Genomic DNA, 26,843 nt, shown 5'->3' with positions numbered 1-26,843 from the left:
TAGCGGAGCATGGCCGCTGAGAAATATTGTAGCCCCTGACTGATTGATTATATTCTGTACATTTCCTGTGCGAACGTTATACAGTTGTTGTACGGAAATATAATAATATGTCTGCACACGCGTGGACGTTCAGGGAGTAAAAGCAGATGGTCCGTAAACATGTTTTTCTGTCGCTGCTACTGGTTTCCGTGGTGACGGCTGTCACCGGATGGGGGATTACCTCCATCTGGAACGAGCGGATTGTTTACGACAAGCAACGCCATGAAGAACGGCAGGTGCAGCTGGTCAGTTCACAGCTGTCTGGATATATGGCCAACACCGGCGATTTGTTACGTTCTCTGGCCCAGGAGCCAGCCCTGAAGGCCGCCTTGGCGCAAGAGGATGCCAACACCCGGATGTCAGACATTCTGTTTGGCGTCGCCAACCGACACATCTCTTATTATCAGGCCCGATGGATAGATGAAAAGGGTATTGAACGGGTGCGCTTGCAGCGCTTTGGCCGCAGTATCCAGCATGTTCCCACCGCCAAGTTGCAAGACAAATCAAATCGTTACTACTTCCAGGATGCCATCAAGGTATCGGCTGGCAGTGTGTATTTTTCCCCTATCGATCTGAACGTGGAGTACGGCGAAGTCGAACGGCCGTTCCGGCCCATGATCCGGGCCGCCACTCGGGTATTTGATAGCACAGGCAAAGATCGTGGCATTGTGATCATTAATGACAGCCTGACCCCGATGTTTGAATGGTTGGAACACAGTACCGCCCACAACTCATTGTTAATGGCCAATCGTAACGGCGACTGGCTAAAAGGCTTCAATCCCCAGGATGAATGGGGCTTTATGTTTGGCAACCCCAAACGCATCCGGGACAGTTCGGAGGCCGCCTGGCGCGCCATGGAGCAGCAAGTATCCGGTACCCTGGTGGAGCCTGAAGGCATCTGGATTTGGGATGTCGCCGATATCGGTGAGCGGCAATGGGGTGATTCGGACGCGATGGATTATCGCCATGCCCCCAAACTGATATTGGTCAGTTTTATTTCCAGTGAAGAGCAGGCACAACTGGTCAGTAACGAGAGCCTCTATGTCTGGATTGGATGTATCTCGGTCGGGATAGTGATCTGGGATCTGTTGCTGGCCTTTATGTATTTTCGTCATCGCCATGCCAATGTCGCTCTGCAGCTACAGGAGTCGGAGCGCCTGCGTGATATGTCAGCCGATCTCACCCACGCACGTGCCCAGGCACAGAATCTGGTTAATGGTAATGTCAACGGCATCCTGATTGTGGATGGTAACGGCCTGATTCTGATGACCAACCCGGCTCTGGATGAGCTGTTTGGATACCATAAAGGGGAGCTGCTTGGTCAACCGATGGAGATCCTGGCACCGGACAACGAGATGCTGTTTTATCCAGACCCATCCACGGCGGATATCGGCCAGTCCGGGCGTCGAACAATGGCCAAGAACAAGCATATCCACGGCAAGCATCGTGATGGCCATCTGATTGACGTGGAGATCAGCCTTAGCCCGGTAGAGTCTGATGATGGCATCCGGGTATCCGCGACGGTTGTCGACATCACTGATCGTCTGGAAAAGGAAAAACGGCTGCGTCACTACGCCAGTGCTTTCCGGGAAGCGGGAGAAGCCATGGTAATCACCGATGCCCACTGGAAAGTGGAACACGTCAATAGCATGTTTACCCGCTTGTGCGGGCTGTCGGAAGAGAAGGTTACCGGTGCCACCCCGGATATCTTTTTACTGGAGCGAATGGAGCCTGGCGGCCTGTCATTACAGCAATACGTCGAAGATGCCGATCATTGGGGAGGAGAGTGGCAAGCCTTGACCCTGTCGGGAGCGCTGTGTCCGGTTCGGTTGTCGATCAGCAGTGTGCGTGATATCAGAGGGCGTCGAAGCCATTATGTATTTTCTTTTGCTGATATCAGCGAAATTCGTGATGCCTATGTCCAGCTGGAGCATCAAGCCTACCATGATGCCCTGACCGGCTTGCCCAATCGGGTGATGTTGCAGGAATCGATCGATGCCGCCATCAGCCGCGCCAAACGGCACCGGGAAAAATTTGCCCTACTGTTTATTGATCTCGACAATTTCAAATACATCAATGATGGCCTGGGGCACCGGGCCGGTGATCAATTACTGAAGCAAGTCGCGGATGCCTTGAAAGAAGAGTTACGGGGTGAAGACGTGGTGGCCCGCCTGGGTGGCGATGAATTTGTTGTGTTGCTGGAAGGTATTGGTCAGGCCGATGCCGCCCGGGCAGTATTGAGCAAGCTGACCCGACGTTTGTCGTCGGCTTTTGTGATCGAAAATGATTCCGTGCGAGTGACTGCCAGCATCGGTATCTGTATTTATCCGGATGATGGCTGTGATGCGGCAACACTGTTGCGCAAGAGTGATATGGCCATGTATCAAGCCAAGGAGTCTGGCAAAAACCGTTGTTTCTTCTTTAACGAAGATACCGATTCGATGTCGCGGGATATTCTGAAAACCGAATATCAGTTGCATCGGGCTATCCAGGAAAACGAGCTGAAGCTTGTCTATCAGCCGCAGGTGGATACCAGAACGGGTCAACTGCAGGGCGTAGAAGCGCTGGTACGCTGGCAGCATCCTGAGCGCGGTGAAATCTCACCGGAAGAATTTTTACCCGTCGCCGAAAAAATGGGCCTGATGGCTGAGCTGGAAAACTGGGTTGTGCGCACCGCCAGCCAACAAGCCATGGACTGGAACAACTCCGGGGTTATTTACGGCAAGATGGCCATCAACCTGTCCGGTGGTTTTCTCAAACGCCCGGAATTTGCGACCGACGTTATGGCCATGATCGAAGAAAGCGGCTGTACCGCGAGTAATATCGAGCTGGAAATCACCGAAGGATTTATCCTGCACGGCGCTACCCAGGTGATTCGGCAGCTGCACCGGTTGAAAGAAAACGGCTATAGCCTGGCGATGGATGATTTTGGTACGGGTTATTCCTCGTTGTCGTATTTGCGCAAGCTTCCTATTGATAAGCTCAAGATCGACAAGCAGTTTATCAAGGATATTGTGGATGATGATGGCAGCCAGAAAATTGTCTCTGCCGTGATCGCGATGGCCAAAAGCCTTGGTATGACCGTAACTGCCGAAGGTGTAGAAACCCGAATGCAGGCGGAAATCCTGCGCTTCAAGGAGTGCGATCAGTTGCAGGGGTTCTTGTTTGAACGCCCCATGCCCGCCAAAGAGCTCGAACGCTTGCATCCGCCAACTGGCACCGGATAAGCATAACGGATATGAAACCGGGCCAACGGACACGGACAGAGCCGGTTTTAAAGATTCAATCAACAGGGATGGAGCCAGACCAATAGACACAGAAGGTGGTATTGGTCACGGCAAGCAATGATTCAAACGGACGCAACCGTCCGTTATTCTGAATCCGATCATTACCGGTAGGAGTTAATCAGCGAATAGTCGACTGGAATTACCAGCGGCAAGGTGCTTCTTTCCGGGTAAAAATCATCCGGGATGCCGGGTAATGGATTTGCTCGCGACAGCATTGCCAAAGCGGCCTTATCCAGGGCTGGATAACCTGACGACTCATAAATTCCAGAGCTGATTACCTGACCGTTACGATCGATCGTAAACTGCAACTTGACGACACCTTCCTGTTTCCGCCTTTTGGCAACCTTGGGATATTTCTGGAAACGGTTAAGCCAACGCTGAATACTGGCAATATAGTTTTGTGCCTGGCCTGGTGTGCCCCCGGCATGCTGTTGGTTGGAGTGGCCGGTTGCTTCTGCTGACGTGGTATCCGAGTTATTTTCCTTATTCTGCGAGTGTGCTGCTGCAGAAGGTGGCTGAGTGCTCGGCTCTGATTCGGTTTCTTCTTGCTCGGCTTCCTGCTCCGGTTCAACTTCTGGCTCTGGTTCAACTTCTGGCTCTGGTTCAACTTCTGGCTCTGGTTCAACTTCTGGCTCTGGTTCCGGCTCGACTTCCGGTTCCGGTGTCAGCTCTTCCTGAGGTGCGACCTTGAACGTCGGAACTTCAGGTTCCGGCGCAGGTTCTGGCACCTTGATCACTTCTGGTTTCGGCTTGGGTTTTGGCTTCGGCTTGGGCTTGGGTTTTGGCTTCGGAGGTACTACCGGTTCTGGTTCTGGTTGCACCAGCCGTTCTGTGGCATTAGCGTAGCTGCCCAGCATACCCATATTGACATCGATACCGGATTCACCGCTCGACATGGCGTCGCCTTCGGCAACGGCCGGCGTGTAAAACAGCAACATATAAACAGCCGAGGCATGCAAAGTAGCGGCGACGGTTAATGCGCCCAGCCAGTGTTTTCGCGTCAGACTCATGAGTTTCCTTCCGGTGCTTCAGCGTACAGGCGTACCGACTGGAATGAGTACTGGCGCAGCACCGCCATCGCTTGCTCCAGGGAGGCAGCTGTCGCTCGTTGGTCGGCAAAAATCCCGACCGATATGGCGGCATGATCACTCAGAGCCTGTAGTCGGGTCGCCAGCTCTTCTGGTGTGCAAGGCGTACCATCCAGAGTCAAGGTTCCTTGTTGCGCCACTTCAAGCCGCATCTCTGAGTGGGCATCTTCTTCGTTCAGCAAGGCTTTGGGCAGTATCAGGTCGGCATTGGGCATGGCTTTGATTTGCCCGGCGACCATAAAAAAAATCAGCAATAAAAACACAATATTGATTAATGGAATCATATTGTCATCGCTATTTCGTGCCTTGCGGGCAGGAAGCAGAGTTGTATTTTGTAGCATGGGGCCTTACTCCGGAGGCAGGTCTGAGTGACTGCTGGCAGCTGCCGCGTCGGTTTCATCACCAGGTAATGTTTGCCCGAGTGTGACCGCAGGCAGATCCAGAGCGGACAAGGTGGTCATCACTTCTACAATACGCTGTACCTGAATATCAGCCTCTGGCAGCACAACCAGGCTGTTGCTGTGGTTCACCTGCTCCAGTGCTTGCTCCAGCGCGGTAAAGCGGGTGGGCTTGTCTTGCGCCAGCGTAACGGCACCATCCTGATGAAGTACCAGTAACTGGGGGAGTTCTTCCGTTTCGGCCGGTTCGCTACTGGCTGACTGTGATGCCAGTGGCATCGTCAGCCACTGGGTAAAACTGGATGTCAGCATAAAAAACATCAGCAGAATAAACACCACATCAATCAGCGCAGTCAGGCTGATGGGACGAGCCCGGCGGGGCGTGATGGCCAGACTGCTCATGCGCGTTGGGCCGCCAGTTCATAAGAAGCCGGTGCGGTATCGGCATCCAGCTTCTGGGTGGCATGCAAGAAGAACAGACGGTCGATCACATCTTGCAGTTCACCGGTTTGCAGCTCTGATTTACGTTCCAGCGCGCTGTGGATCATGGAGACCGGAATCGCAACGGCCAAACCGCCAGCAGTGGTGAGCAGGGCCTGCCAGATACCACCAGACAGGACGGCAGGATCAACCTTGGAGCCGGCCGCTTCCATAGCCTGAAACGCTTCGATCATGCCCAGTACCGTACCAAACAGGCCGAGCAGCGGTGCGATATTGGCGATCACTTCCAAAGGTCGCAGGCCTTGTGTCAGCTTGCCGACTTCAATTCGGGCCAGACGCAGGGTTTCTTCACGCAGTGCCGCTTCAGGTAATGAGGGGGTTTTTCTCAGCTCAAGAAATTTGCCAATCAGCGCCAGACTGGGGGCCGGGTGATTGCGGGTCGCCAGCAAGGCCTGTGACTGCTCTCCGTTGGCCAGGTGGTTCAGCGCCTCATTAACCCGACTCTTGGAGCCTGAGCGGTGACGGAAAAATTGCCATAATTTGGCCAGAATCAGCGTGCTGGCCACAAAAGAAAGCACCAGCAAAATAGCATTGACCGGCCCTCCTAATGAATGAATAAAAGTCTGCAGTTGATCCATGATTACAATTCCTGAAGGTGTTTACATCTTTATGCTAATATTAATGATAATGACTATCAAATGTTTTTGGCTTTTATGTTGGGATTTTCGAATGGTTCTGTGACCAAAGGATTGATGTGAATCAAAAACGGTAAAGATCAAAAAACAGACAGCATAGGATCCCGTCATGTTGATAACCAAGTGGCCAAAGACGGGGACACAGAGGAATTGCAGGGAGGAGTTGCAGAAAGGAGTACAGAGAGAGGGGACAGGAGCCAACAAGAGAGATATGAGCGGGCAGCAGCATTGGCTGCTGCCCGGCCGGTTATGAACGATATACCGGCTTGTCGGTCCTGAGCAGCACGGCCCAGAACCACCAGTAGCCTGCTCCCAGCACCACCACTCCGAACAGTCCGGCGGGAGATGCCATCAGAGGCAGTGACGATGCCAACGGCTGCTCCAACGCCTGGCTCAGGCATAATGCTGACAAGGGTAAGCACAACAGCATATTCCAGGCAATCAGAGTGGCTGGGCGATCAAACAACAGCAGCTGTGAACACAGGGTATACAGAACACTGCCCGCCAGAATAACCAGTAACAGCCAACCAAAGGTGACGCTGGTTATCAGCTGGAGCAGTAATTCCGGCAGCAACCAGCCCAGTAATATGGAAGTCAGTCCCAGCCATGGCCAGTTGGCCGCTGCCGGTAATGGCAGTCGTAGTAACAGCACCTGCAACAGCGCCAGAGTACCCAGCAAGGTACTGGCCCCCAAAGCCACTGATTCTGCCGACAACAGGGTCAGAGCCAATCGGACACCCACCCACATCATGCCCGCGGCTGCCACTAGAGTTACGTATTGGATCGCTTTGGGATGTGCGCCAATATGGCCTGCTACTACAGATCGAGCAGACAGCTTCCAGGACACGGAAGGCAACAAGAGCGATTCGGAACGATGTGACAAGAACAGAGCCATAAACACCTCGGCAGAGTGGGTGAAGAACCTGCTCATCATGCCGTAGTCTGGTAGGGAGGATTAGCGTCACAACGGTAATGAACAACCAGTACAGATAACCTGTACAGTTAACTGAACTGGTCAATTGAGAGTGAACTGTACTGGTCGTTAACTCGACAGTACCGCTATGCTGGTTGTGATTGATGCGGCAACACAACATCAGGAGTCGATATGCTCGAACGCACCTTGGACAAGCCTCTTTATCAGCAGCTGGCCGATGCCCTCAGTAACGATATTCGCAGCGGGATATATCCGGTGGGACACAAGGTGCCCAGTGTGCGCAAGATGAGTGGTTTGCGGGGTGTCAGTATATCCACCGTGAGCCAGGCTTATGGCTGGCTGGAAGACCAGGGCTGGTTATTGGCCCGTCCCCAGTCCGGTTATTATGTCCGCTCCAGCCATGCTGGCATGGATCAGGCCAATGTGATCCGGATGCCGGTCTCATCGCCAGAAGCAATACCATCGGCCGTGACCAAGTCGGAGCTGATCAGTGATGTACTGGATCAACTGAATCACCCCGGCCGGATCAATCTGGGTGCTACTATTCCGCACGCTTCACTGATGCCTCAGCGCCAGTTGCAGCAACATATTCAAAAAGTCAGCCGTTACCAGTTAAGCGAGGTATTGGCCTACCAGTTTTCACCTGGTCATATTGGCCTGCGCCAACAATTGGCGATTCGGATGCGGGATGCCAGTGTCTTCTGCGACGCCGATGACATCGTGATCAGCCATGGCTGTGTGGATGCACTGACACTGTGTTTGCGAGCCAGCACGCACCCAGGGGATCTGATTGCGGTCGAGTCCCCTTGTTATTACGGCTTTTTACAGCTGGCAGAACTGCTGGGCCTCAAAGTACTGGAAATCCCCACCGACCCGGCTACCGGCGTCAGCCTGGAAGCACTGGAACTGGCATTGAGCCAATGGCCAATCAAGCTGCTCTTGCTCACCGCACGGTTCTCCAATCCACATGGTGCGGTGATGCCTGTGGCACGACAAAAACAGCTGGTGGCGATGGCGCGTCGCTATGATATCGATCTGCTGGAAGACGATATTTACGGCGAACTGTCTCACCTCACACAATCCGCCAGTCACAAACATGGTAGTGGTCAGGTTACTGCCATCACCGGCCTGGACGGTGCCTGTACTGCCCTCAAGGCCTGGGATACCGATGGCCGGGTAATGTACTGCTCTTCGTTTTCAAAAACCTTGTCGGCAGGGCTGAGAATCGGCTGGTGTATACCGGGCCGTCATTTTGATGGCGTTGTCAGACAACAGATATTCACTACTTTTTCTGCGTGTAGCCTCTCACAAGAGACGATCCACTCTTACTTGCAACAAGGACACTACGACAGGCATCTACGGAAATTACGGCAAACCATCAGCAGCAACCGGGTGCGGTTCCAGAATGCGCTACAGCAGTTTTTTCCACCCCAGACCCTGATCTCCCAGCCGCTGGGAGGTTATTGCCTTTGGATACAGCTACCTGATGGCGTTTCGTCCGGGTTGTTGTTTCACCTTGCTCGTGAACAGTCCATCAGCATTGTGCCCGGTAGCCTGTTTTCCAACAGTGAGCGGTTTGAACAATACCTGCGTCTGAATATTGCCCGGCCATGGGACGATGCCGTTATTCAGGCTCTCGAAACCCTGGGACGGCTGGTGACCCAGCTGATGCAAAAGGTATAAAACCGCAGGCCGGTTGGCGGGAGTACCAACCGGGTTGTCCTGCGCGGAGAAACAAACCGGTAATGGTTTACAAAAACCACGATAATGGCTTGGGATGTTGTCTTAACACTTGTACAAAAAACGCTAATTCCTTTACATTATTTATCATAGAGTAAAGAAACCTGGTTTTAGTGGAGGGCTGATGATGGCGGCTGTAGCGCCCGACCACGCGACTCTGTACCGGCTGGCACAACAGTTTCGGCGTGCAATAGAAGCAGTGCCCCGCGAAGAATTTATTGGTCTGGTATTTCGGGACTTCCCGGCAGGTTGTTGTGGTGATACTTCCAATGTCCTGGCTACCTACCTGTTTGAACAAACCGGCGTGATTGCCGACTACTGCTCCGGTCGGGCAGGAGGTCGAGACCACGAAATCTACTCCCACGCCTGGCTCAGAATCAACGACCTGATTGTCGACATCACCGCCGACCAGTTCCGGGATCGCGGCTATGCGCTGGACCCGGTTTACGTTGGCCCCCCAACCGACTGGTACAACAGCTTTGACATCACCATCGAAGCCGATGCCCGTCATACCTCCATCAAGGACGTGAACTGGCTGGATATCGCCTGGCAGCGGATTATGGGGGAATTACATCCATAACAGGGTGTTGGCCGCTAGCCGGTACTCACGTTTGCTGGGTGGCTTTATCTGTACCCGTGGGGATCTATCCGTGCCCGTAGGGTCCGGCTCCACTCGTTGTGCTGTTGCAGTGGTCAGCCAATTCCGGACAGTATTTATGGGCCTGGTGAATCTGGCAGATGGCCGGTATCAGTCGTTTTTGGTTGAGCTTGATGTCACTCGACAGGTACCGCCGAACCTGGCCGGAGTCTACTCACGTATTCTTCAGCAGCTGACCCTGCCGACTGCCGAAGACGGCGAACAGGCCAAGGACTCCAGCCGGGTACTGGCGCAGGCGTTGGCCAATTATTCCGCTGATGACCGGGTACGTATGACTATTCAGGGCAACTCTGGCAGCAGCAACGAACTGGTGCTACCGGGTGACATTATGAACCTGATGCTCACTGTGTTGACTCAGGTTTCCCAAGGCAATGCCATCAGTCTGGTTCCGATTCATCAGGAAATCAGTACCCAGCAAGCGGCTGAATTATTGAGTGTCAGTCGTCCGCATCTGGTGAAGTTACTGGAACAGGGGGATATTCCCTTCCGCAAGGTCGGTAGCCATCGTCGGGTCAAGTTGACCGATGTAATGGATTACCGCAAGCAAGTGGATGAAGCACGGGGTAAGGCTTTGGATGAATTGTCGGCGCTCTCTCAAGACGCTGGAATGGATTTCTGATCGTCGTTCTGGACGCCTGTGTCCTGTATCCACAAGGACTGCGTGATTTGCTGATGAGTTTGGCGGCTAAACGTATTTTCAAGGCACATTGGAGTGAGCAGATTCATGATGAATGGATTCGTAATCTTCATGAAAACTCGGGAATGCCAATGGCCCAATTGCAGAGGATTCGTGAGCTGATGGATCAATATACGGACGACGCCCTTGTGATGGAGTATGAATCGCTGATTACTGGCCTGAACCTCCCTGACCCTGATGACTTTATTGCGTATCAGGTTGATATGGCGCCCGCTGCTGTTTGCTCAGCTGTTAAGAAAATGCGCCAGCGCCTGAAAAACCCACCCTATACCGCCTCTGAATATCTGGTTGCCATCAAGCCCAGATTACCCAATACCGCGTCAATGATGATGGAATATCAGAGTCTGATCTGATCAAACAAAAAGTAAGATCAAGGTAGCTCTATTTCTACACCCTTGGTAATTATAAAGCAGTACACATAGGTCTGAAGCGGTGAGCGCGGGCCAGCGGGTGATGCCAGCAGACGGAAACCAACCAAACCAGCACTGGCGCGGGTTGGCGGCGGAAAATGCTCATTGCACGACAGCGCGGGAAAGTGCGAAAACAGCCGCCACGGTTTGACACCGTTTTGACACTATGAGCGGTTTTGACACCGCATTGACACCGCTATGATTCTGGAGCGAATCGGCCACAAAGCCTTGAATTTACTGGGTTTTTGATGGTCTCCCCACGAGGACTCGAACCTCGATCATCCGCTTAGGAGGCGGAAGCTCTATCCTGTTGAGCTATGAGGAGACAGGGGCGCGTATGGTACTGGATTCCGGCGTGCGGGAAAACCTTTGCAGTGGCTGATTACCGGTTTGCAGGTATTTCCAGGTAGAAGCAGGTGTTGCCATGGCTGGAGTGTACGCCAATGGTACCTTTGTGCAGGTTGATGATGGAGTGGGTGATGGCCAATCCCAGTCCTGTGCTGTCGGGGTTGCTGTCGGGGTGTTTCTGGCGTGCGGTGTCGGCGCGATAGAAGCGGTCGAACAGGTGAGGCAGGTGCTTTGCCGGTATGTCTGGGCCAGGGTTGTGGATCTCGAGACGGGCGTATGCCTGGTTTTGGCGCTGGATGTGGCGGAGTTCAACAGCAACACTGTGCCCTGGTTCGGTATGACGTATGGCGTTGGACAGCAGGTTGCTGATGGCACGGCGTATCATGTTGCGGTCGCCACTCAGCGGTGGGGAGTCGGAGGGGGTAAACGTGAGTTTTACCTGTCGTTCGTCGGCCCAGGCCTCAAAAAAATCCATCAGCTCGTGCAGGTCTTCTTGCAGGTTGATGGGTTCCGGGTGGATGCCTTGCAGGCCATTATCGGCTTTGGCAAGCCAGAGCATATCGGCGACCATGCGGGCCAGTCGTTCTTCTTCTTCAAGGCTGGAATACAGCAGCTCGCGGTAGGCATTGAGATCACGGGGTTGCCCGAGCATGACTTGGGTTTGGGTGATCAGATTGGTGAGCGGGGTACGCAGTTCGTGGGCAATATCGGCGGAAAAATTGGACAGCCGTTCGAAGCCGGTTTCCAGCCGCGATAGCATGTCGTTAAACGCTTGTATCAGTGGCACCAGTTCGGAGGGGGCCTGGTTGGGGTCTAGTCGGTTGTTCAGCTGTTCGGAGTCGATGCGGGCAATGCGCTGACTGATCTGGCGCAGAGGGGCATGGCCCTGATGAATACTGAACCAGACAGCCAGCAGCGTCAGCAGACCGATGCCCAGCACTATGGCCCACAGGGTGTTGCGGAAGTCATCAAGAAAACGCAGGTGAAAGCGCATATCAGTTGCCAGCATCAAGAGCCAGGTGGCGTCGTCGGAAGTGGCGGGTAACGTTAAGTGAACCAATACCCCACGGTACGGACGAGCTTCTTGTTGCCAGTTAGTCAGTGTCTTGGCGTTAATGTGGGTAACACTGGGTTGTTGTAAGAGGGTGTCGCTGACACTGGCATTACCACTGTGATAGCGCGTTGTCAGTGGTTGCGAGGGTCGTTCTACAAGCAGTTGGAGCGAGATGCCATGATAGCTGTGGCTGATTTGTTCCAGCAGGTGCTGAACATGAGCGGGCAGTGGTTGTCCTGCCTGGACTTCGGCCCGGTCGGGGCTGGTATCGAACACCTGTTGTATGGCGGCGGCTGCCTGGGCCAGCTCCTGGCTGTCTTGTTCGGCAAAGTGGCTGCGAATGGAATTCTGTACCATGCTGACCAGCAAAATCAGCCCGGCGCTGATTACCACTGCGGTCAGTAGTGTGACTCGCCACTGCAGCGATAATGGCCGTTTAATCATGTTGTTCATCGTCCAGACGATAGCCCATGCCCCGAACGGTATGAATCAGTCGTTGTTCGAACGGGTCGTCGATTTTACGGCGCAGGCGGCGAATGGCGACGTCGATGACGTTGGTATCACTGTCAAAATTCATATCCCATACCTGAGAGGCAATCAGCGAGCGCGTCAGCACTTCTCCCTGGCGGCTGACTAACAGTTCCAGTAGGGCAAATTCGCGGTTGGTGAGAGGGATTTTCTGGTGACTCCGGACGGCGATGCGTTTCTGGGTATCGAGGGTCAGATCGGCGACGGCCAACGTCTCTTGTACCGGGCGTAACCCGCGCCGCAGCAGAGTACGCACTCGGGCCAGCAATTCGGCAAAGGCAAAAGGTTTGACCAGGTAGTCGTCGGCGCCCAGTTCCAGTCCTTTGACACGGTCTTCGATGCGGTCGCGGGCGCTGAGAAACAGAATCGGCGTCTGGTTGCCGGATTCTCGCAACGACTGGCAAATCTTCCAGCCGCTGACGTCCGGTAGCATCACATCCAGCAGCAATAAATCGAATGTTTCTGTCATGGCGAGGTGGTGGCCATCGAGGCCGTTGCGCGCCAGCACAACATTAAAGCCGGCTTCGGTCAGGCCTTGATGGAGGTAGTCGCCGATTTTGGTTTCGTCTTCAACAATGAGTAGGCGCATGGGGTGCTCTCTGGAATCTACTGGCAGTGTACAAAAAACTGCCAGATAGACACATGACCCGAACATGACGGTTTTGTCATGTTCGGGTCATCCGGGGGTCAGCTGTGGCTGGTTACTCTGTACAAAATGGAAGAGTGCAGAGGTAGAGTGATGAAAATTCTGACTCCCACTGGCATTGCGGCCAGTGGGTTATCACGGCGACGGTTTGTGCAAGGGTTAGCAACTGGCGTCGCCTTGGCTGGCATGGGCAATGCTCGGGCGGGATCTTTGCCTGCCAGCAACAATCCACAAGTGCAGGTACTGACCGGCACTCAGTTTGATCTGGTGGTGAGTGAACTGGCGGTGAATTTTACCGGCAGTCGCGGCAAGGCCACGGCTATTAATGGTTCGGTTCCAGCGCCGACACTGGTGTGGCAAGAAGGCGAAACGGTCACCATCCGGGTGCGTAACGACTTGGCGGTGAGCACCTCGATTCATTGGCACGGCATTATTCTGCCGTATCAGATGGATGGTGTGCCGGGTATCAGCTTTGCGGGGATTGCGCCGGGAGAGACCTTTGTTTATCAGTTCCAGGTACAACAGAGCGGCACGTACTGGTATCACTCCCATTCCGGTTTTCAGGAATTAACCGGGATGTATGGCGCAATTATTGTGCGCCCGAAAGCGTCAGACCCGGTCTACTACGACCGTGATATGGCGGTGGTGCTGTCGGACTGGACTGACGAAAACCCGATGGATGTGTTCGCCAAGCTGAAAAACCAGTCGGATTATTACAACTACAGTCAGCCCACCGGGCCAGATTTTGTTCGCGACGCCAAGCGTTATGGTCTCAGCGAAGCCTTTGCCATGCGCAAAATGTGGAACGACATGCGTATGAGCCCGACCGACCTGGCCGATACCTCTGGCGCAACCTTTACGTACCTGATGAACGGCGCAGCGCCAGCGGGTAATTGGACCGGTGTGTTCAAGCCCGGTGAACGAGTACGCCTGCGGTTTATCAATGGCTCCAGCAATACCTTTTACGATGTTCGTATTCCCGGTTTGAAGCTCACGGTCGTACAGGCGGATGGACAGGATCTGGAGCCGGTAACGGTGGACGAATTCCGTTTTGGGCCGGGTGAAACCTACGATGTCATCGTACATCCAGCTGATGAGCCCTACACGATATTTGCCCAGAATATGGGTCGCTCCGGCTATGCTCGTGGCACCTTGTCCCCGGCATTTGGGCTCACGACAGCTGTGCCGGTGATGGATAAGCCTGAGTGGTTAACCATGGCGGACATGATGGGGGATATGTCAGGTGGCATGAATCTCGGGGCGATGGCAGCACCAGCTGCCAAGGTGCATCACGCCAGCAGTGAATATGGTCCGCAGGTGGATATGCGTGTCGATACACCGCGCACTAATCTGGATGACCCCGGTATTGGCTTGCGTAACAACGGCCGTCGCGTGTTAACTCTGGCAGACTTGCACACGTTAGGTGGTGCTATGGACAGGCGCGATCCTGAGCGCGGAATCGAACTGCATCTGACCGGCAATATGGAACGCTACAGCTGGTCGTTTGATGGGATCGAGTTTGGACAGTCGACTCCGGTGCATTTTCGTTATGGCGAGCGAGTGCGGGTGACACTGCATAACGACACCATGATGACTCATCCAATGCATTTGCATGGAGTCTGGAGCGAGCTGGAAAACCACCGTGGCGAGTTTCAGGCCCGCTTGCACACCATTCCGGTACAACCGTCCCAGCGTATCAGCTTTCAGGTAACGGCTGATGCCATTGGCCGCTGGGCCTGGCATTGCCACCTGATGTTCCATATGGATGCGGGGATGTTCCGCGAAGTGGTGATTGCATGAAAACCAGGATCACAAACAAACCGATGGTACAGGCCTGCTGGCTTGCAGGATGGCTGCTGGCTCCGATGACGTGGGCAGAAACCCATACCATGATGTCGGGTATGGAATGCCAGGAGAGTGATGCCCATTGTGCTCACCACCAAGGTACTGACCATAGCCAGATGAGTCATGATGAGATGAATATACAAGGTGGAACAGCACCTGCTGATGCACGTGATCCTCATGCCTACTCGGGCGGCTACACGTTGACCTCAGGTCCTTACGCGAGGTCAGGGGATCGGCAGCTACGTCTGGCCGACGAGCATCACTTCTCGGCACTGATCATCGACCAGTTCGAATGGGCGCAGCACGATGGTTCAACCTCCTCACGATTGGGTGGCGAATACTGGTATGGCACCACATGGGATCGGGCTGTGGTACAACTCGATGGCGAACACCAGCAAGGTGACACCGAGGCCGAGTTAGGCTTGTATTGGCGTCATGCGGTGACCGCTTTCTGGAATACCCAGCTTGGTGTGCGGTATGACACTACGCCGGGGCGGTCTCGGTACTGGGTCGGTGCCGGGTTTCAAGGGTTGGCTCCTTACTGGCTGGAGAGCCAGGCGATGGTGTTTGTGAGCGAGCAGGGCATTACCCGGTTGGAGCTGGAGACCGAATACGATCTGCTGCTGACCCAGCGCTGGATTCTCGGACTGGAAGGGAAATTAACAGCCGCTGGCAAACGAGATCCACAAGATACGTTTGCCCAAGGCCTGAATGACACACAGTTCAGTGGCCGCTTTCGTTATGAATTCAGCCGTCAGTTCGCACCGTATGTCGGGGTTGAACGTCGTCATGTTTATGGTGCAACGGCAGATATACTGGGTGAGTCTGCGGCCACAGAGTGGCTGCTGGGTGTGAAAGCCTGGTTTTAAATGTGTCTGGCTGGTTTGCCTGTGCTGGTTTGTGAATAGTCCACCGATGACCTTTGAACGTCATTGGCGCAATGTAGGATGATCTTTGGTGTGGCTGTGGTCTGGTAACAAATACTGCTTGCGGTGTTTTCCTGTTTACGGCTGTTTCTCGGTTTACGGCTATGCTGATAAATAGCCGATGTAGATTTCAGACCTCTGGTTGGCGCCGGATTTTTCAGGATTGACTATGACATTCCAGATCACAGCGAATGAATACCGACGGTTTCAAGATATGCTGGAGCAGTCCAGTGGCATTGTGCTGGGAGACGGCAAGGGTTATTTACTCAGCAGTCGCCTGAAGCAATTACTGGCCCAGCAGCAATTGGGCTCGATTACTGCGTTGCTGGATAGCCTCGACGGCGACCAGCGTTTGCAGGAAAAAGTCATCGAAGCCATGGCCACCCACGAAACACAGTGGTTTCGGGATGATTCCCCTTATCGGGTATTCCGCGAACGTTTGTTGCCAGAACTGGCGGCGTTACGTCGGCCGCTGAGGTTGTGGTCTGCGGCCTGTTCGTCGGGGCAGGAACCTTATTCATTGAGTATCGAAATCGAGGAATTTCGCCAGCGTTCACCGGGCCGTCTGGCGGTCGGGGAGCAGATTCTGGCGACGGATATTTCCCAGGCGGTGCTGACGCGGGCGAAGGACGGCGTTTATCCGTCGTTGGCCATGACTCGCGGCATGCCGGAGCCATACTGGCGCCAGTATTTTCAGCCTCTGGCAGAAGGGCGCTGGCGGCTGGATTCGCGTATCAAGCAGCGGGTCGAGTTTCGCCAACACAATTTGCAGCATGGTTTTGACGGGCTGGGCCGCTTCGATGTGATTTATTGCCGCAATGTGCTGATTTATTTTGCAGCGAAGTTGCAGCTGGATTTGATCAAACGCCTGCATGGCAGCCTGAACCCGCAGGGTTATCTGGTGCTTGGGGTGTCCGAGCAGGTGCAGAATCTGAGGGAGTATTTCGAGACGGTGCCCTGCCACCCGGGGGTGATCTATCGGGCACATTAATCGGTTGGTCAGGGGTTAGGCAATGACAAGGTCATATCATGCCAGTGCAAGCCACCGTGGTTGGAGGCGGACTCTGACTGGTAGATAAACCCGCAACGCTGGTAAAAACGGATGTGATGGCTGCGGCACATCAGGTGAATCCGTTGCTTGTGGAGACGGCGCATATGCTCAATGTAATTGAGGAGCAAGGTGCGGCCCCAGCCATGGCGTTGCCAGACCGGGTGAATCACCACCGACATCACAACGTTCTCCGGGCCTTCCGGGTCGTGGCCAAGCAACTGCTTGAAGTGTTCGTCGTCCATGGCTACCTTGAAGCAGCAACCGGAGTTTACAAAGCCAATGATGGCGCCAGCCAGCTCCAGTACCAGAAATCCTTGCGGATACTGCTCAATGCGCCGCTGGATGGTCTCCAGAGTGGCGGCTTCATCCCCTTCGTAAGCGCTGTGTTCAATGGCAAAACAGGCGCTGGCATCGGCCGCTTGTGCCAGTCGTATACGGTAATCGGTATGGACGTACATGGTGACTCCAGAAATCGACAATGGTCAGCTCAGCTGGCGATAAATTCTTTCCAGGCTTGCAGCAGCTCAATAAAGTCTTCCAGCCCGCAGCCTGTGGTCAGGTCGTAATCATGCAGGATCAGGTCCTCTTCCAGATCCAGGTCTTCGTCGTACAGCAGCGTGTTGGAGGCCAGATCGACTTCATGTTGGGTCATTTTCAGAATGGTTTCTTTGCCCTGCCAGCGATAATCCCGCAAACCACCGGATTGCAGTAATTCTGCAGTGGTGATCAGTGCGCGCAGGTGTTTCAGATCGTCGCCTATTTCGTCGGTTAGCCAGTGGCTAAGCAAAGAATGTTCTTCATCAAGGCGGGCGACAGGCTTGTTGCCTTCAAACCAGAATTCGTAGTCCAAGGGGAAATCTCATATTGCGTGCAAGAGTGAAACATCAACACATTCAGGTTGCTGCAGCGTGATGGTCGCAACCCATCGGGCTTCACCAAAAACGCCGCTGGACATGACCAGCGGCGTTTGGTATCAGTCTGACAACTCGGTACCGGGTTTAATGTCCAAGGGCCAACCGCCCAGATCCTTGTAGCGATTGACGATAAAACAGAACAGCTCAGCGGTTTTCCAGGTGTCGTAGGCGGCACTGTGGGCGGCGCTGTTGTCAAAATCGAGCCCGGCGGTCAGGCAGCTTTTGGCCAGTACGGTTTGTCCGAGTGAGATAGCCGCAATCGAAGCGGTATCAAAGGACGAAAACGGATGAAACGGGTCACGCTTGATGTCGTTACGCTCAATTGCAGCACGCAAAAAGGCGTGATCAAAGTGCGCGTTATGGCCCACCAGTACCGCTCGATTGCAGCCGTAGTGTTTGATCTCACGACGAATCACCTGGAACATATTGGTCAGTACGTCGATTTCAAATTCGGCATCACGTTCAGGGTCGAACGGATCGATGCCGGTAAAATCGAGGGCTTCCTTTTCCAGGTTGGCACCGTCGAACGGATGCACTTCCGCTGCCAGCGTCTGGTCGGGGTGAATATAGCCTTCGTCGTCCATGCGCAGGGTGACCATGGCAATTTCGAGCAGGGCGTCGGTATCGGAATTAAATCCCCCGGTTTCCACATCCACGACCACGGGCAAAAAGCCGCGGAAGCGTTGGGCCATTGGGGTTTTTTCCTGCTTGTCGCCGTTTCCAGCGGGAGTTGTACTCATCCTAAGCCTTATCTTCAGGAGTTTTGCAGTTGCCAGCGCAGGGTTTCACCCGCACGCAATGGCACAATGATATCGTTGCCAAATGGCATCTCGCCAGGTACCTGCCACTCGGATTTCACCAGGGTGATGGTGTCTTCGTTGCGCGGCAGATTGTAAAAATCGGGGCCGTGATGGCTGGCAAAGCCTTCCAGGTTTTCCAGCACACCGAGGTCTTCAAAAATTTCGGCGTACAGTTCAATCGCAGCATAAGCGCTATAGCAACCGGCGCAACCACAGGCACTTTCTTTGGCGCCTCTGGCATGGGGAGCACTGTCGGTGCCGAGAAAAAACTGCGGGCTGCCAGAAACCACGGCGTCTTGCAGCGCTTGCTGGTGGATATTGCGTTTCAGTATCGGCAAACAATAAAAATGCGGCTTGATGCCACCAACCAGCATGTGATTACGATTATAGGCCAGATGCTGCACGGTAATGGTTGCGGCGACATTATCGCCCTGGCTTTGCACAAACTCAGCCGCTTCTTTGGTGGTGATATGTTCCACCACCAGACTCAGGGCGCTGTGTTTGCTGGCCAGTGGGGCCAATACGGTGTCGAGAAAGGCTTTTTCGCGGTCAAAGATATCCACATCGCTGTGGGTGACTTCGCCGTGTACCAGCAGCTTCATATCGTTTTCAGCCAGTGCCGCACAGACCTCGTCGAGCTTGCCCAGATCGGTCACACCGGAAGCCGAGTTGGTGGTTGCACCTGCCGGATACAGTTTGGCCGCGACAATATGACCTGCGGCTTTGGCGGCGCTGATCATGTCGGGGGTGGTGTTATCGGTCAGGTAAAGCACCATCAGAGGGTCAAAGTGGGAATCCCCGGCCTGGGCCAGAATACGCGCACGGTACGCCAGTGCCTGTTCAGCATCCATGACGGGCGGTTGCAGATTCGGCATGATGATCGCTCGTTTCATCACCCGGGCGGTAGCCGGTACCGTGTGTTGCAGTACCTCACCATCGCGAACGTGCAAATGCCAGTCGTCTGGGCGAGTGATCGTCAAGCGGTCGGTCATGAGGTTTCCTTCTGTGCATCTTGGTGATGTTGCCCAGCGTAACGGCTGGCAACCGAATTCCGGATTGGCAGAAGCCAGGCTGACAAACGAATCCGGCAGACATAAATATTAGCCCGGTATTGTAACGCAACCGTTTTTTTACTGCTTGGCTTTGTGGGTTCAACATCCTGCCGGGTTGTGTAGAGAGTCAGTGTTTTTTTATCAAGGTTTCATTCATCCGTGATGCCATCACATACAGCCCAATCAACCCGGTGGCGGCAATCAGCTGTGAGCACAATAACAGGCTGCCAACGGTGAGGATGGCGCTGATAGCCAGTGGTGCCGCTGCCTGGCCGGAATCGGACACCAGTTTCCAGACGCCCATAAAGCGGGCGCGGCCGGTGGTGGGGGCGAAGTCGGAGCCAAGTACCATCACCAGCCCGGCACTGACGCCGTTGGCAAAACCGATCAGCAGGGCACTGAGCAACAGACCAAGGTAGCTGTCGGCCCAGCCGAGAGCGGCGAGACCACAGGCAAACAGCAGCAGACTGGGGGCAGCAGCGGCCTTGCGTCCCCAGCGATCCATAATGATGCCTGCCGGAATAAACATCAGGCTGTCCATCAGTGCAGCGGCGGCCACTACCAGACCGATTTCGGCCACCGACAGCCCAATGGCGTTACCCGCCAGGGGTAATAACACCACTCGGCCAGCACGCATGAATTGCAGTGAAATCATTGCCAGGCCGGCACTGAGAAACGCCTGACGGTGATCGGTCAGCACGTGCATGATGGCGACCAGGCTATGGGGGGTACGGTTTACCTCGGGTTCGCCACGGTCGGCGGATACCAGCACCACCAGTAACGACAGCAGGCACAGCAGTACCAGCACCACAAAGGTAGCCTGATAACCAAACTGCACGGCGGCCAGGCCGCCCAATGCCGGGCCGAGCAGGGAGCCAATCCGCATGGCGCCGGCCATCAGTGAAATTGCCCGGCCCCGCTGGTGCACCGGTGCGCGGCTGGTGACGTACGATTGTCGCCCGATTAAAGAAAACGACATGCCGATGCCAGCGATAACACCGCCCAGCCCCAGCAGCAGGGGTGTTTCGGTCAGTGTCATCAGGCTGTAGCCGATGACGTAGCCAGCGGCCCCGAGCATCAGGCAGGTTTTGTCACCCCAGCGCCCGGCGACGATACCGGCAGGAATATCGCCTGCCAGCTGGCCAATGCCGCGAGTGGCCATCATCAGGGCGGCGATGGCTGGACTGTAACCCAGCTCCAGCACGTACAGCGGTAACAGCACCAGAATGGCAGTTTGTGCCGTGGCGGTTAAAAAACCCGGCAGATAAACCGGCCAGAACAGGCTGGTAAGTAGCAGGCGCAGTGAGGGGGCGGGTGTTGTCACAAAAGGCTCTCGTTGAAAATCGCTCGAGAGTCTAACGGCGCGCTACTAAAGTATAAACCGCTGATTGGACAACGGCTTGTTGCTCACCGCGCAGCCAGTGAATGATGTGGTCACCGAGACAGGCTGCAAAAGCGCTTCCCACCGCTTACAATGGCTGCTTGTTCATTATCCGGTGTTTATCCTGACCATGCGTGATTTTCTGATTGCCCCTTCAATTCTTTCTGCTGATTTTGCCCGTCTGGGAGAGGATGTTGCCGCTGTGCTGGACGCCGGTGCCGACGTGGTTCACTTTGATGTGATGGATAACCATTACGTACCGAATCTGACGATTGGGCCGATGGTATGCAAGGCATTAAAAAAATATCTTGATAACCATGGCTATAAGGCACCGATAGACGTTCATTTGATGGTGTCGCCAGTGGATAGCCTGATCGCGGATTTTGCTGATGCCGGAGCCACTTATATTACGTTTCATCCGGAAGCGTCGGAACATATCGACCGCAGCCTGCAGTTGATCCAGTCGTTGGGCTGTAAGGCTGGTCTGGTGTTTAACCCGGCTACGCCATTACATTACCTTGATTATGTGATGGACAAACTTGATGTGATCCTGCTGATGTCGGTCAACCCGGGGTTTGGTGGCCAGTCGTTTATTCCGGGTACACTGGATAAGCTGCGCCAGGTACGTCAGCGCATCGATGCATCCGGGCTGGATATTCGTCTGGAAATCGATGGCGGCGTCAAGGTTGATAATATTCAGGAGATTGCCGAAGCCGGGGCCGATATGTTTGTTGCCGGGTCGGCGATTTTCAACCAGCCGGATTACCAAACCGTGATTGACCAGATGCGTGCACAGCTGGCGGCCAGTGCTGTTTCGCCTTCTCGCAACGATTAAAATCCATCAAAAGGTATTGCTGATATGTCGATCTGGAGTGAACCGGTATTAACCTGTTTTTCGGCCCGTGAAAAAGCGGTTCCGCAAGCGCTGCTGTTTGATCTGGATGGCACCTTGATCGATAGCGTACCGGATCTTGCGGCGGCGATTGATCAAATGCTGGTGCAACTGGGCCAGGCTCCTGCCGGGGAGACACTGGTGGCAGAGTGGGTCGGTAATGGTGTCGATATGCTGGTACGCCGGGCCTTGTGCCAGGGGAATGACCTGCAGGCTCTGGCACTGGATGACGCCGATGTTGCTGCTGCCCAGGCCTTGTTTGATCCGTTTTATCTGGCTCACCTGAATGACGCCACTGGCGTTTATCCCGGCGTTACCAAGACCCTGACCACCCTGGCGGTACTGGGGATTCGTATGGCGCTGGTGACCAACAAGCCCCGAGCCTTTACCGAAGTGATACTGGATTCTCTCGGCTGGCAGCCGTACTTTGATGCTGTGGTGTGTGGTGATGACTTGCCGCAGCGCAAACCCGATCCGGCGCAGTTGTTGTACGCCTGTGAGTTGATGGCAGTCGAGCCACAGCAAACCATGATGGTGGGAGATTCCCGCAACGATATGTACGCTGGCAAAGCCGCCGGTTGTGTCACGGTGGCGGTACCCTATGGCTATAACCACGGCGAAAATATTGCCACCTGTCAGCCCAACCTGCTGATCCATTCTCTGGCTGAACTGATCGAACCGGCATAAACCGCACGGAATACACCGCCGCATCGGCCGTAACAGGGGGACGCAGTATGCATTGGATGGCATGGGTGATCAGTCTGGTTCTGCTGAGTGGAGCCACCCTGGCTGAGGTCAATATCCGTTTGCCGCAACCGGACTGGTCCAGTATCTCGGTGGCGGCTTCCAACCACGCGTTTGAGGATGGATTGCATCCCTATCTGGATGCTGCCTATGGCATCAGTGCATTCGATTGGCCTGATGATAAAGACCAACCGGATGATGACGGTCAGGGGGCGGTGTTAGGGCGTTTTTTGCGGGTAGGCGGTGGTTACAGCTGGCATTCGATACTGTCGGTTGGCGCGGCTGCCTGGCTTTGGATGGGGGATGACGATGATCCGGACGACGAGAGTATGAATCCGGTCTATCAACAACACGGCGTGGCATTCAGTTGGGATGTGCGGGCGATGTTGCCGATCGGGTCCGGGTCTGGCCCCTGGCTGGGGTATGGCAACATCTGTTTGCGTACCCGGGCTGTACGGCTGGAGGCGGTTCACCGGGTATCGGGCTGTACGCCAATGTGGCAAGCCGGATTGACCTTGTCGGCGGGGTCGCAGGGGTATCCTGTGGCGTTGAATCTGGAATACGGCCGGGCAGATATTGATGATGTGCAGAGCTATGTCATCAGCGCCGGATTGAGAGGAATGTTCTGATGGATCGATTGACCCTGGCTGCGTTGTTTCCGTTTGAGTCCCAGATGGTGGGCAGTTACGTCTTGTTGGCGCTGTCTGGTTTGATCACCGGTGTGCTGGTAACGGCACTGATCATGCGCCATCGCTCCAGAACTGCGGCGAGCTTGATGCAACAGCAGTATGAACAGCGTATTTCCTTGCTGGAAACCGAGCTGAAAGAAACCGGTGTGGCATTGCATGCATCCCGCACAGAAGCCGCTCGCTGGCAGGAGCGTGGCAATGCCGCGGTGATGCAAAAGCAGGCGCTGGAAAGTGAACGCAAGGCGGCCCAGTCATTGTGGCAAAACCGCTTGGCCGATTTGCAGCAGCGTTTGAGTGAATGCCAGACCGAGTTGGCCAGCGAGCGTCAGGGGCGGAAAATGCAGCAACAGCATGCCGATGAAAAACTGGCCTTGCTGCAGCAGAACAAGGAGCAGCTGTTGCAGGAGTTTGAACAGTTGTCGCAAAAGATCTTCGAACAGAAACAGCAGCAGTTTACGCGTCAGAGCCAGCAAGGGCTGACCAGCCTGCTGACACCGTTTCGGGAGCAGCTCGATGGCTTGCGCAAAAAAGTCGAGGATGTGCACATCAGTGACACCCGTGACCGGGCTTCGCTGCAGGCGCAGATTGTGGAGTTGCACAAGCTCAACCAGCATATGTCAGCGGAAGCGCATGCACTGACGACGGCCTTGCGGGGTGAAACCAAAACCCAGGGCAACTGGGGAGAGATGGTGCTGGAAACCGTGCTCGAACGCTCCGGGTTGCGCAAGGGCGCTGAATATGTCCGTGAAGAAAGCCATCAGGACGACAGCGGCCAGCGTTATCGGCCGGATGTGATTATCCGCTTGCCGGAAGGCAAGCATATCGTGGTGGATTCCAAGGTATCGCTGAATGCCTATACCGATTATATCAATGCCGACTCCGAGCTGGAGCAGGCCGCGGCATTGAAGCGGCATATCGAATCGGTGCGCAATCACGTTCGCAGCCTCAGTGACAAGGCTTACCAGAATCTGAACGGATTGAATTCGCCGGATTTTGTGTTTCTGTTTATGCCGGTTGAACCTGCATTCATGCTGGCTTTTCAGCATGACGAAAGCCTGTTTAATACTGCCTTTGAACAAAAAATCGTGGTGGTAACGCCAACAACCTTGCTGGCAACGTTACGCACCGTTGCCAGTTTGTGGGCGATTGAGCGACGTAACCAGAGCACGGAAAAACTGGCCGATCAGGCTGGCAAGCTGTACGACAAGTTGGTGGTGGTGGTCGAGAAATTCGAGAAAGTCGGTAGCCAGCTGACAACGGTGAACAAGAGTTACGATGAGGCCTGGAACTCGCTGAAATCGGGCCGGGGCAATTTGCTCAGTCAGGCCGACAGCTTCCGCAAGCAGGGGGTTCGGGTCAAAAAGGCCCTGGCCAAAAACCTGGTGGATGATGCCAATGCCGAAGCGGAATTACACGAATCACTGGCAACACCACCGTAGGGCCTGGCTGTGACCTCGGCCGTTGATCCTGCTTTTCTGTGGCCGCTGCCCCGGTTTTTTGTCCGTGCCGTTGCGTCCCTGCTCCTGTTGATAAACGGCTGATTATTGGCTGGTTTCTCCGCCCCGGTTGTCGCTGTGATACCATGGCGATTTGTGATTGCCAGCGTCTGCCAAGACGGACTGGCCCTGATAAGTGACCAGAGACAGCCGTATGAACGAGCGTGACGACCTCTACCAGACTCGCGAATCCCGCAGTGCCGATTTCCGTTTTGATGACGCCGTTGCACGGATATTCCCCGATATGATCAAGCGTTCCGTCCCCGGCTATGCTGAGACGGTCGCCATGTCTGGCATTATTGCCGGACGTTACGCTCAGGATAATACGCATCTGTATGATCTTGGGTGCTCGCTGGGTGCGGTGACACTGGCGATGCGTCACGGGGTCCGTGCCCAGGGGTGCCAGATTATCGGGGTGGATAACTCGGCGGCGATGCTGGAACGCGCTGCTCACTATATCGCTCTCGATGATCACTCCCTGGCGGGTGATTCGGCGGCGGTGGAATTATTGCAGGCTGATATCTGTTCATTGGCGCTGGAAACAACATCGGTGACGGCGCTGAATTATGTGTTGCAGTTTATCGCCCTCGATCAGCGTCTCGATTTGCTGACCCGTATTGCAGAAGCCACTGTGCCGGGTGGGGCGCTGATCCTGTCGGAAAAAATCTGCTTTGATGAGGCTGAACAGCCGGTGCAGGATGCCTTGCACTGGGATTTCAAGCGCGCCAATGGCTACAGTGAAATGGAAATCGCGCGCAAACGTACGGCGATTGAGAATTATCTGATTCCGGAACGCGAAGAGGTGCACCGCCAGCGCCTGTTGGCGGCTGGATTCCGTCAGGTAACCCGCTGGTATCAATGTTTTAATTTTGTTTCATTTCTGGCGGTGCGCTAATACCGTTAACGCACGTTGGTTTTTGTTCCCTTCTTTTTTGAGTCTGCTTCATGCCCGTTGATGTTTCTCCTCTGTTTGCTGATCTGGATGCTGCTGACGCAGCGACCCTGTTGCCGCTGTTTGATGACGTGCTGAAGGCGATGCGCGAGGAGGGCAGCCGGATGGGCCGCTGGGCCGATGTTTTGCCCGATCAGTTACAGGATTTGCTGGTTACTCGGGAGCATGGCGATCAGTCCCGTTGGGTGGACGCCTTGCGTTTGTTGCCATCACTGACGGCGCTTGATTGTGATCTCAATGCCGATGATCTGGCGATTGCCAGCGCTGCTTGTACTGCGACACAGGCGCAAGCGATTGAAGCCGGGCTGAGGGGGCTGATGCCGTGGCGCAAAGGGCCGTTTCGGGTTGTTGATAGCCATATTGATACTGAATGGCGCTCCGACTGGAAGTGGCAACGGTTGGCGCCTCACCTGTCGGATCTGACCGGGCGTACGGTTCTGGATGTTGGCTGCGGCTCGGGCTATCACCTCTGGCGCATGCTGGGTGCCGGTGCGTTCCGGGTGCTGGGAGTGGACCCTTCGCGGCTGTTTCTGATGCAGTTCCAGGCCATCAAGCGCTATGTCGCCGCAGCACAGGGCGTGGCTCCCCGCGCAGACCTGTTGCCGTTCAAAATGGAAGATGTCCCTGCTAACCTGAAAGCCTTTGATACTGTGTTTTCGATGGGGGTGTTGTATCACCGCAAATCGCCGATTGAACATCTGGAAGAGCTGCGCGGGGCATTAAAACCCGGTGGTGAGCTGGTGCTGGAAACGCTGGTGATTGATGGTGTTCAGGGGGAGGTGCTGATGCCGGAAGATCGCTACGCCATGATGCGGAATGTCTGGTTTATTCCAACGGTTGAGACCTTGTTGTTGTGGTGTCGGCGTACGGGTTTCCGTAATGCTCGCGTGGTGGATCTGAACCGGACCTCGCTGGATGAGCAGCGCACGACCGATTGGATGCGCTATAACTCGCTGGTGGATTTTCTGGACCCGGAAGATATATCAAAAACCGCTGAGGGGTATCCCGCTCCGTTGCGGGCGGTGATTATCGCTGAAGCATAAAAGGCTGGGGCTGGGGCTGAGGCCGAGGTCAGTGATATCGACCGCCGACAGCGTCCTGCACTCCAGACCCATACTCCATGCTCACACCCAGGCTA

General features: G+C 54.8%; 26 protein-coding genes and 1 tRNA gene. 14 read left to right on the top strand and 13 right to left on the bottom strand.

The features are described from left to right. The first annotated feature begins 146 nt into the window (after window positions 1-146). Complete coding sequence (locus Q4551_RS05775; RefSeq protein WP_303432411.1) at window positions 147-3,266, top strand: EAL domain-containing protein; 3,120 nt, start codon at window positions 147-149, stop codon at window positions 3,264-3,266. Between the two features lie 161 nt (window positions 3,267-3,427). Here Q4551_RS05775 and Q4551_RS05770 read toward each other — a convergent pair whose 3' ends face one another. The 5 genes from Q4551_RS05770 to Q4551_RS05750 form a co-directional block, all read right to left on the bottom strand. Further along, window positions 3,428-4,336, bottom strand: coding sequence for an energy transducer TonB (locus tag Q4551_RS05770; protein ID WP_303432407.1), 909 nt, complete (start codon window positions 4,334-4,336; stop codon window positions 3,428-3,430). Continuing rightward, a complete protein-coding gene (locus Q4551_RS05765) occupies window positions 4,333-4,755 on the bottom strand; it encodes a biopolymer transporter ExbD (RefSeq protein ID WP_303432405.1) in 423 nt (140 codons plus the stop codon). Before Q4551_RS05765 ends, Q4551_RS05770 begins: the two co-directional genes overlap by 4 nt. Before the next feature lie 6 nt (window positions 4,756-4,761). Beyond that, a complete protein-coding gene (locus Q4551_RS05760; protein ID WP_303432404.1) occupies window positions 4,762-5,214 on the bottom strand; it encodes a biopolymer transporter ExbD in 453 nt (150 codons plus the stop codon). Further along, window positions 5,211-5,891 (bottom strand): MotA/TolQ/ExbB proton channel family protein, encoded by a 681-nt coding sequence (locus tag Q4551_RS05755; RefSeq protein WP_303432402.1) that lies wholly within the window; start codon window positions 5,889-5,891, stop codon window positions 5,211-5,213. Before Q4551_RS05755 ends, Q4551_RS05760 begins: the two co-directional genes overlap by 4 nt. Window positions 5,892-6,195: 304 nt before the next feature. Continuing rightward, the gene (locus Q4551_RS05750; RefSeq protein ID WP_303432400.1) at window positions 6,196-6,882 is read right to left on the bottom strand and encodes a hypothetical protein; all 687 of its coding nucleotides are present in this window, start codon (window positions 6,880-6,882) and stop codon (window positions 6,196-6,198) included. 171 nt (window positions 6,883-7,053) lie between these two features. Between Q4551_RS05750 and Q4551_RS05745 the strand changes: the two genes are divergently transcribed. From Q4551_RS05745 to Q4551_RS05730, 4 genes are all read left to right on the top strand, one after another. Further along, window positions 7,054-8,565 carry a PLP-dependent aminotransferase family protein gene (locus Q4551_RS05745; RefSeq protein ID WP_303432397.1) on the top strand — a complete coding sequence of 504 codons (1,512 nt, stop codon included), beginning with the start codon at window positions 7,054-7,056 and terminating at the stop codon, window positions 8,563-8,565. 181 nt (window positions 8,566-8,746) lie between these two features. Next, complete coding sequence (locus Q4551_RS05740; RefSeq protein ID WP_303432395.1) at window positions 8,747-9,202, top strand: hypothetical protein; 456 nt, start codon at window positions 8,747-8,749, stop codon at window positions 9,200-9,202. A 136-nt stretch (window positions 9,203-9,338) separates the two neighbouring features. Next, window positions 9,339-9,899 (top strand): helix-turn-helix domain-containing protein, encoded by a 561-nt coding sequence (locus tag Q4551_RS05735; protein ID WP_303432393.1) that lies wholly within the window; start codon window positions 9,339-9,341, stop codon window positions 9,897-9,899. Between the two features lie 53 nt (window positions 9,900-9,952). Then, complete coding sequence (locus Q4551_RS05730; protein ID WP_303432391.1) at window positions 9,953-10,330, top strand: hypothetical protein; 378 nt, start codon at window positions 9,953-9,955, stop codon at window positions 10,328-10,330. Between the two features lie 306 nt (window positions 10,331-10,636). On the opposite strand, the gene Q4551_RS05725 is transcribed toward Q4551_RS05730, so the two are convergent. The 3 genes from Q4551_RS05725 to Q4551_RS05715 form a co-directional block, all read right to left on the bottom strand. Beyond that, a tRNA-Arg gene (locus Q4551_RS05725) sits at window positions 10,637-10,712 on the bottom strand. Between the two features lie 57 nt (window positions 10,713-10,769). Further along, window positions 10,770-12,233: a heavy metal sensor histidine kinase gene (locus tag Q4551_RS05720; RefSeq protein WP_303432388.1), complete on the bottom strand. Its 1,464-nt coding sequence runs from the start codon at window positions 12,231-12,233 to the stop codon at window positions 10,770-10,772. Continuing rightward, window positions 12,226-12,906, bottom strand: a complete 681-nt coding sequence (locus Q4551_RS05715) for a heavy metal response regulator transcription factor (RefSeq protein ID WP_303432387.1) — start codon at window positions 12,904-12,906, stop codon at window positions 12,226-12,228. Before Q4551_RS05715 ends, Q4551_RS05720 begins: the two co-directional genes overlap by 8 nt. A 150-nt stretch (window positions 12,907-13,056) precedes the next feature. Between Q4551_RS05715 and Q4551_RS05710 the strand changes: the two genes are divergently transcribed. The 3 genes from Q4551_RS05710 to Q4551_RS05700 all read left to right on the top strand — a co-directional run bounded on the left by Q4551_RS05710 (window position 13,057) and on the right by Q4551_RS05700 (window position 16,725). Beyond that, window positions 13,057-14,763 carry a copper resistance system multicopper oxidase gene (locus Q4551_RS05710; RefSeq protein ID WP_303432384.1) on the top strand — a complete coding sequence of 569 codons (1,707 nt, stop codon included), beginning with the start codon at window positions 13,057-13,059 and terminating at the stop codon, window positions 14,761-14,763. Window positions 14,764-14,828: 65 nt separating this feature from the next. Next, window positions 14,829-15,677: a copper resistance protein B gene (locus tag Q4551_RS05705; RefSeq protein ID WP_303432383.1), complete on the top strand. Its 849-nt coding sequence runs from the start codon at window positions 14,829-14,831 to the stop codon at window positions 15,675-15,677. A 226-nt stretch (window positions 15,678-15,903) separates the two neighbouring features. Next, the gene (locus Q4551_RS05700) at window positions 15,904-16,725 is read left to right on the top strand and encodes a protein-glutamate O-methyltransferase CheR (protein ID WP_303432381.1); all 822 of its coding nucleotides are present in this window, start codon (window positions 15,904-15,906) and stop codon (window positions 16,723-16,725) included. A gap of 8 nt (window positions 16,726-16,733) precedes the next feature. On the opposite strand, the gene Q4551_RS05695 is transcribed toward Q4551_RS05700, so the two are convergent. The 5 genes from Q4551_RS05695 to Q4551_RS05675 all read right to left on the bottom strand — a co-directional run bounded on the left by Q4551_RS05695 (window position 16,734) and on the right by Q4551_RS05675 (window position 20,875). Next, window positions 16,734-17,243 carry a GNAT family N-acetyltransferase gene (locus Q4551_RS05695; protein ID WP_303432379.1) on the bottom strand — a complete coding sequence of 170 codons (510 nt, stop codon included), beginning with the start codon at window positions 17,241-17,243 and terminating at the stop codon, window positions 16,734-16,736. A gap of 29 nt (window positions 17,244-17,272) precedes the next feature. Next, the gene (locus Q4551_RS05690) at window positions 17,273-17,635 is read right to left on the bottom strand and encodes a YacL family protein (protein ID WP_303432377.1); all 363 of its coding nucleotides are present in this window, start codon (window positions 17,633-17,635) and stop codon (window positions 17,273-17,275) included. 123 nt (window positions 17,636-17,758) lie between these two features. Then, on the bottom strand, window positions 17,759-18,439 hold the full coding sequence (rnt, locus tag Q4551_RS05685; protein ID WP_303432375.1) for a ribonuclease T: 681 nt from the start codon (window positions 18,437-18,439) through the stop codon (window positions 17,759-17,761). Between the two features lie 14 nt (window positions 18,440-18,453). Next, complete coding sequence (pyrC, locus tag Q4551_RS05680; protein ID WP_303432372.1) at window positions 18,454-19,491, bottom strand: dihydroorotase; 1,038 nt, start codon at window positions 19,489-19,491, stop codon at window positions 18,454-18,456. A 187-nt stretch (window positions 19,492-19,678) separates the two neighbouring features. Beyond that, window positions 19,679-20,875 carry an MFS transporter gene (locus tag Q4551_RS05675; RefSeq protein ID WP_303432370.1) on the bottom strand — a complete coding sequence of 399 codons (1,197 nt, stop codon included), beginning with the start codon at window positions 20,873-20,875 and terminating at the stop codon, window positions 19,679-19,681. A 187-nt stretch (window positions 20,876-21,062) separates the two neighbouring features. Here Q4551_RS05675 and rpe point away from each other — a divergent pair, with 187 nt between their 5' ends. The 6 genes from rpe to cmoB all read left to right on the top strand — a co-directional run bounded on the left by rpe (window position 21,063) and on the right by cmoB (window position 26,748). Continuing rightward, window positions 21,063-21,767, top strand: a complete 705-nt coding sequence (rpe, locus tag Q4551_RS05670) for a ribulose-phosphate 3-epimerase (protein ID WP_303432556.1) — start codon at window positions 21,063-21,065, stop codon at window positions 21,765-21,767. A gap of 24 nt (window positions 21,768-21,791) precedes the next feature. Then, entirely contained in the window at window positions 21,792-22,511 is a 720-nt protein-coding gene (locus Q4551_RS05665; protein WP_303432368.1) for a phosphoglycolate phosphatase, read from the top strand. A gap of 47 nt (window positions 22,512-22,558) precedes the next feature. After that, window positions 22,559-23,197 carry a hypothetical protein gene (locus tag Q4551_RS05660; protein ID WP_303432366.1) on the top strand — a complete coding sequence of 213 codons (639 nt, stop codon included), beginning with the start codon at window positions 22,559-22,561 and terminating at the stop codon, window positions 23,195-23,197. Next, window positions 23,197-24,696: a DNA recombination protein RmuC gene (gene rmuC / locus Q4551_RS05655; RefSeq protein WP_303432364.1), complete on the top strand. Its 1,500-nt coding sequence runs from the start codon at window positions 23,197-23,199 to the stop codon at window positions 24,694-24,696. Before Q4551_RS05660 ends, rmuC begins: the two co-directional genes overlap by 1 nt. Window positions 24,697-24,907: 211 nt before the next feature. Then, window positions 24,908-25,648, top strand: coding sequence for a carboxy-S-adenosyl-L-methionine synthase CmoA (cmoA, locus tag Q4551_RS05650; protein WP_303432362.1), 741 nt, complete (start codon window positions 24,908-24,910; stop codon window positions 25,646-25,648). A 50-nt stretch (window positions 25,649-25,698) separates the two neighbouring features. Beyond that, window positions 25,699-26,748 carry a tRNA 5-methoxyuridine(34)/uridine 5-oxyacetic acid(34) synthase CmoB gene (gene cmoB, locus Q4551_RS05645; protein WP_303432361.1) on the top strand — a complete coding sequence of 350 codons (1,050 nt, stop codon included), beginning with the start codon at window positions 25,699-25,701 and terminating at the stop codon, window positions 26,746-26,748. The last annotated feature ends 95 nt before the right edge of the window (window positions 26,749-26,843 follow it).

Origin of the sequence: Oceanobacter sp. 5_MG-2023, from assembly GCF_030548165.1 — a bacterium.
Classification (GTDB): Bacteria; Pseudomonadota; Gammaproteobacteria; order Pseudomonadales; family Oceanobacteraceae; genus Oceanobacter.
Note: the sequence above shows the minus strand (reverse complement) of the source record. Positions and strands in the feature narration are given on the sequence as shown.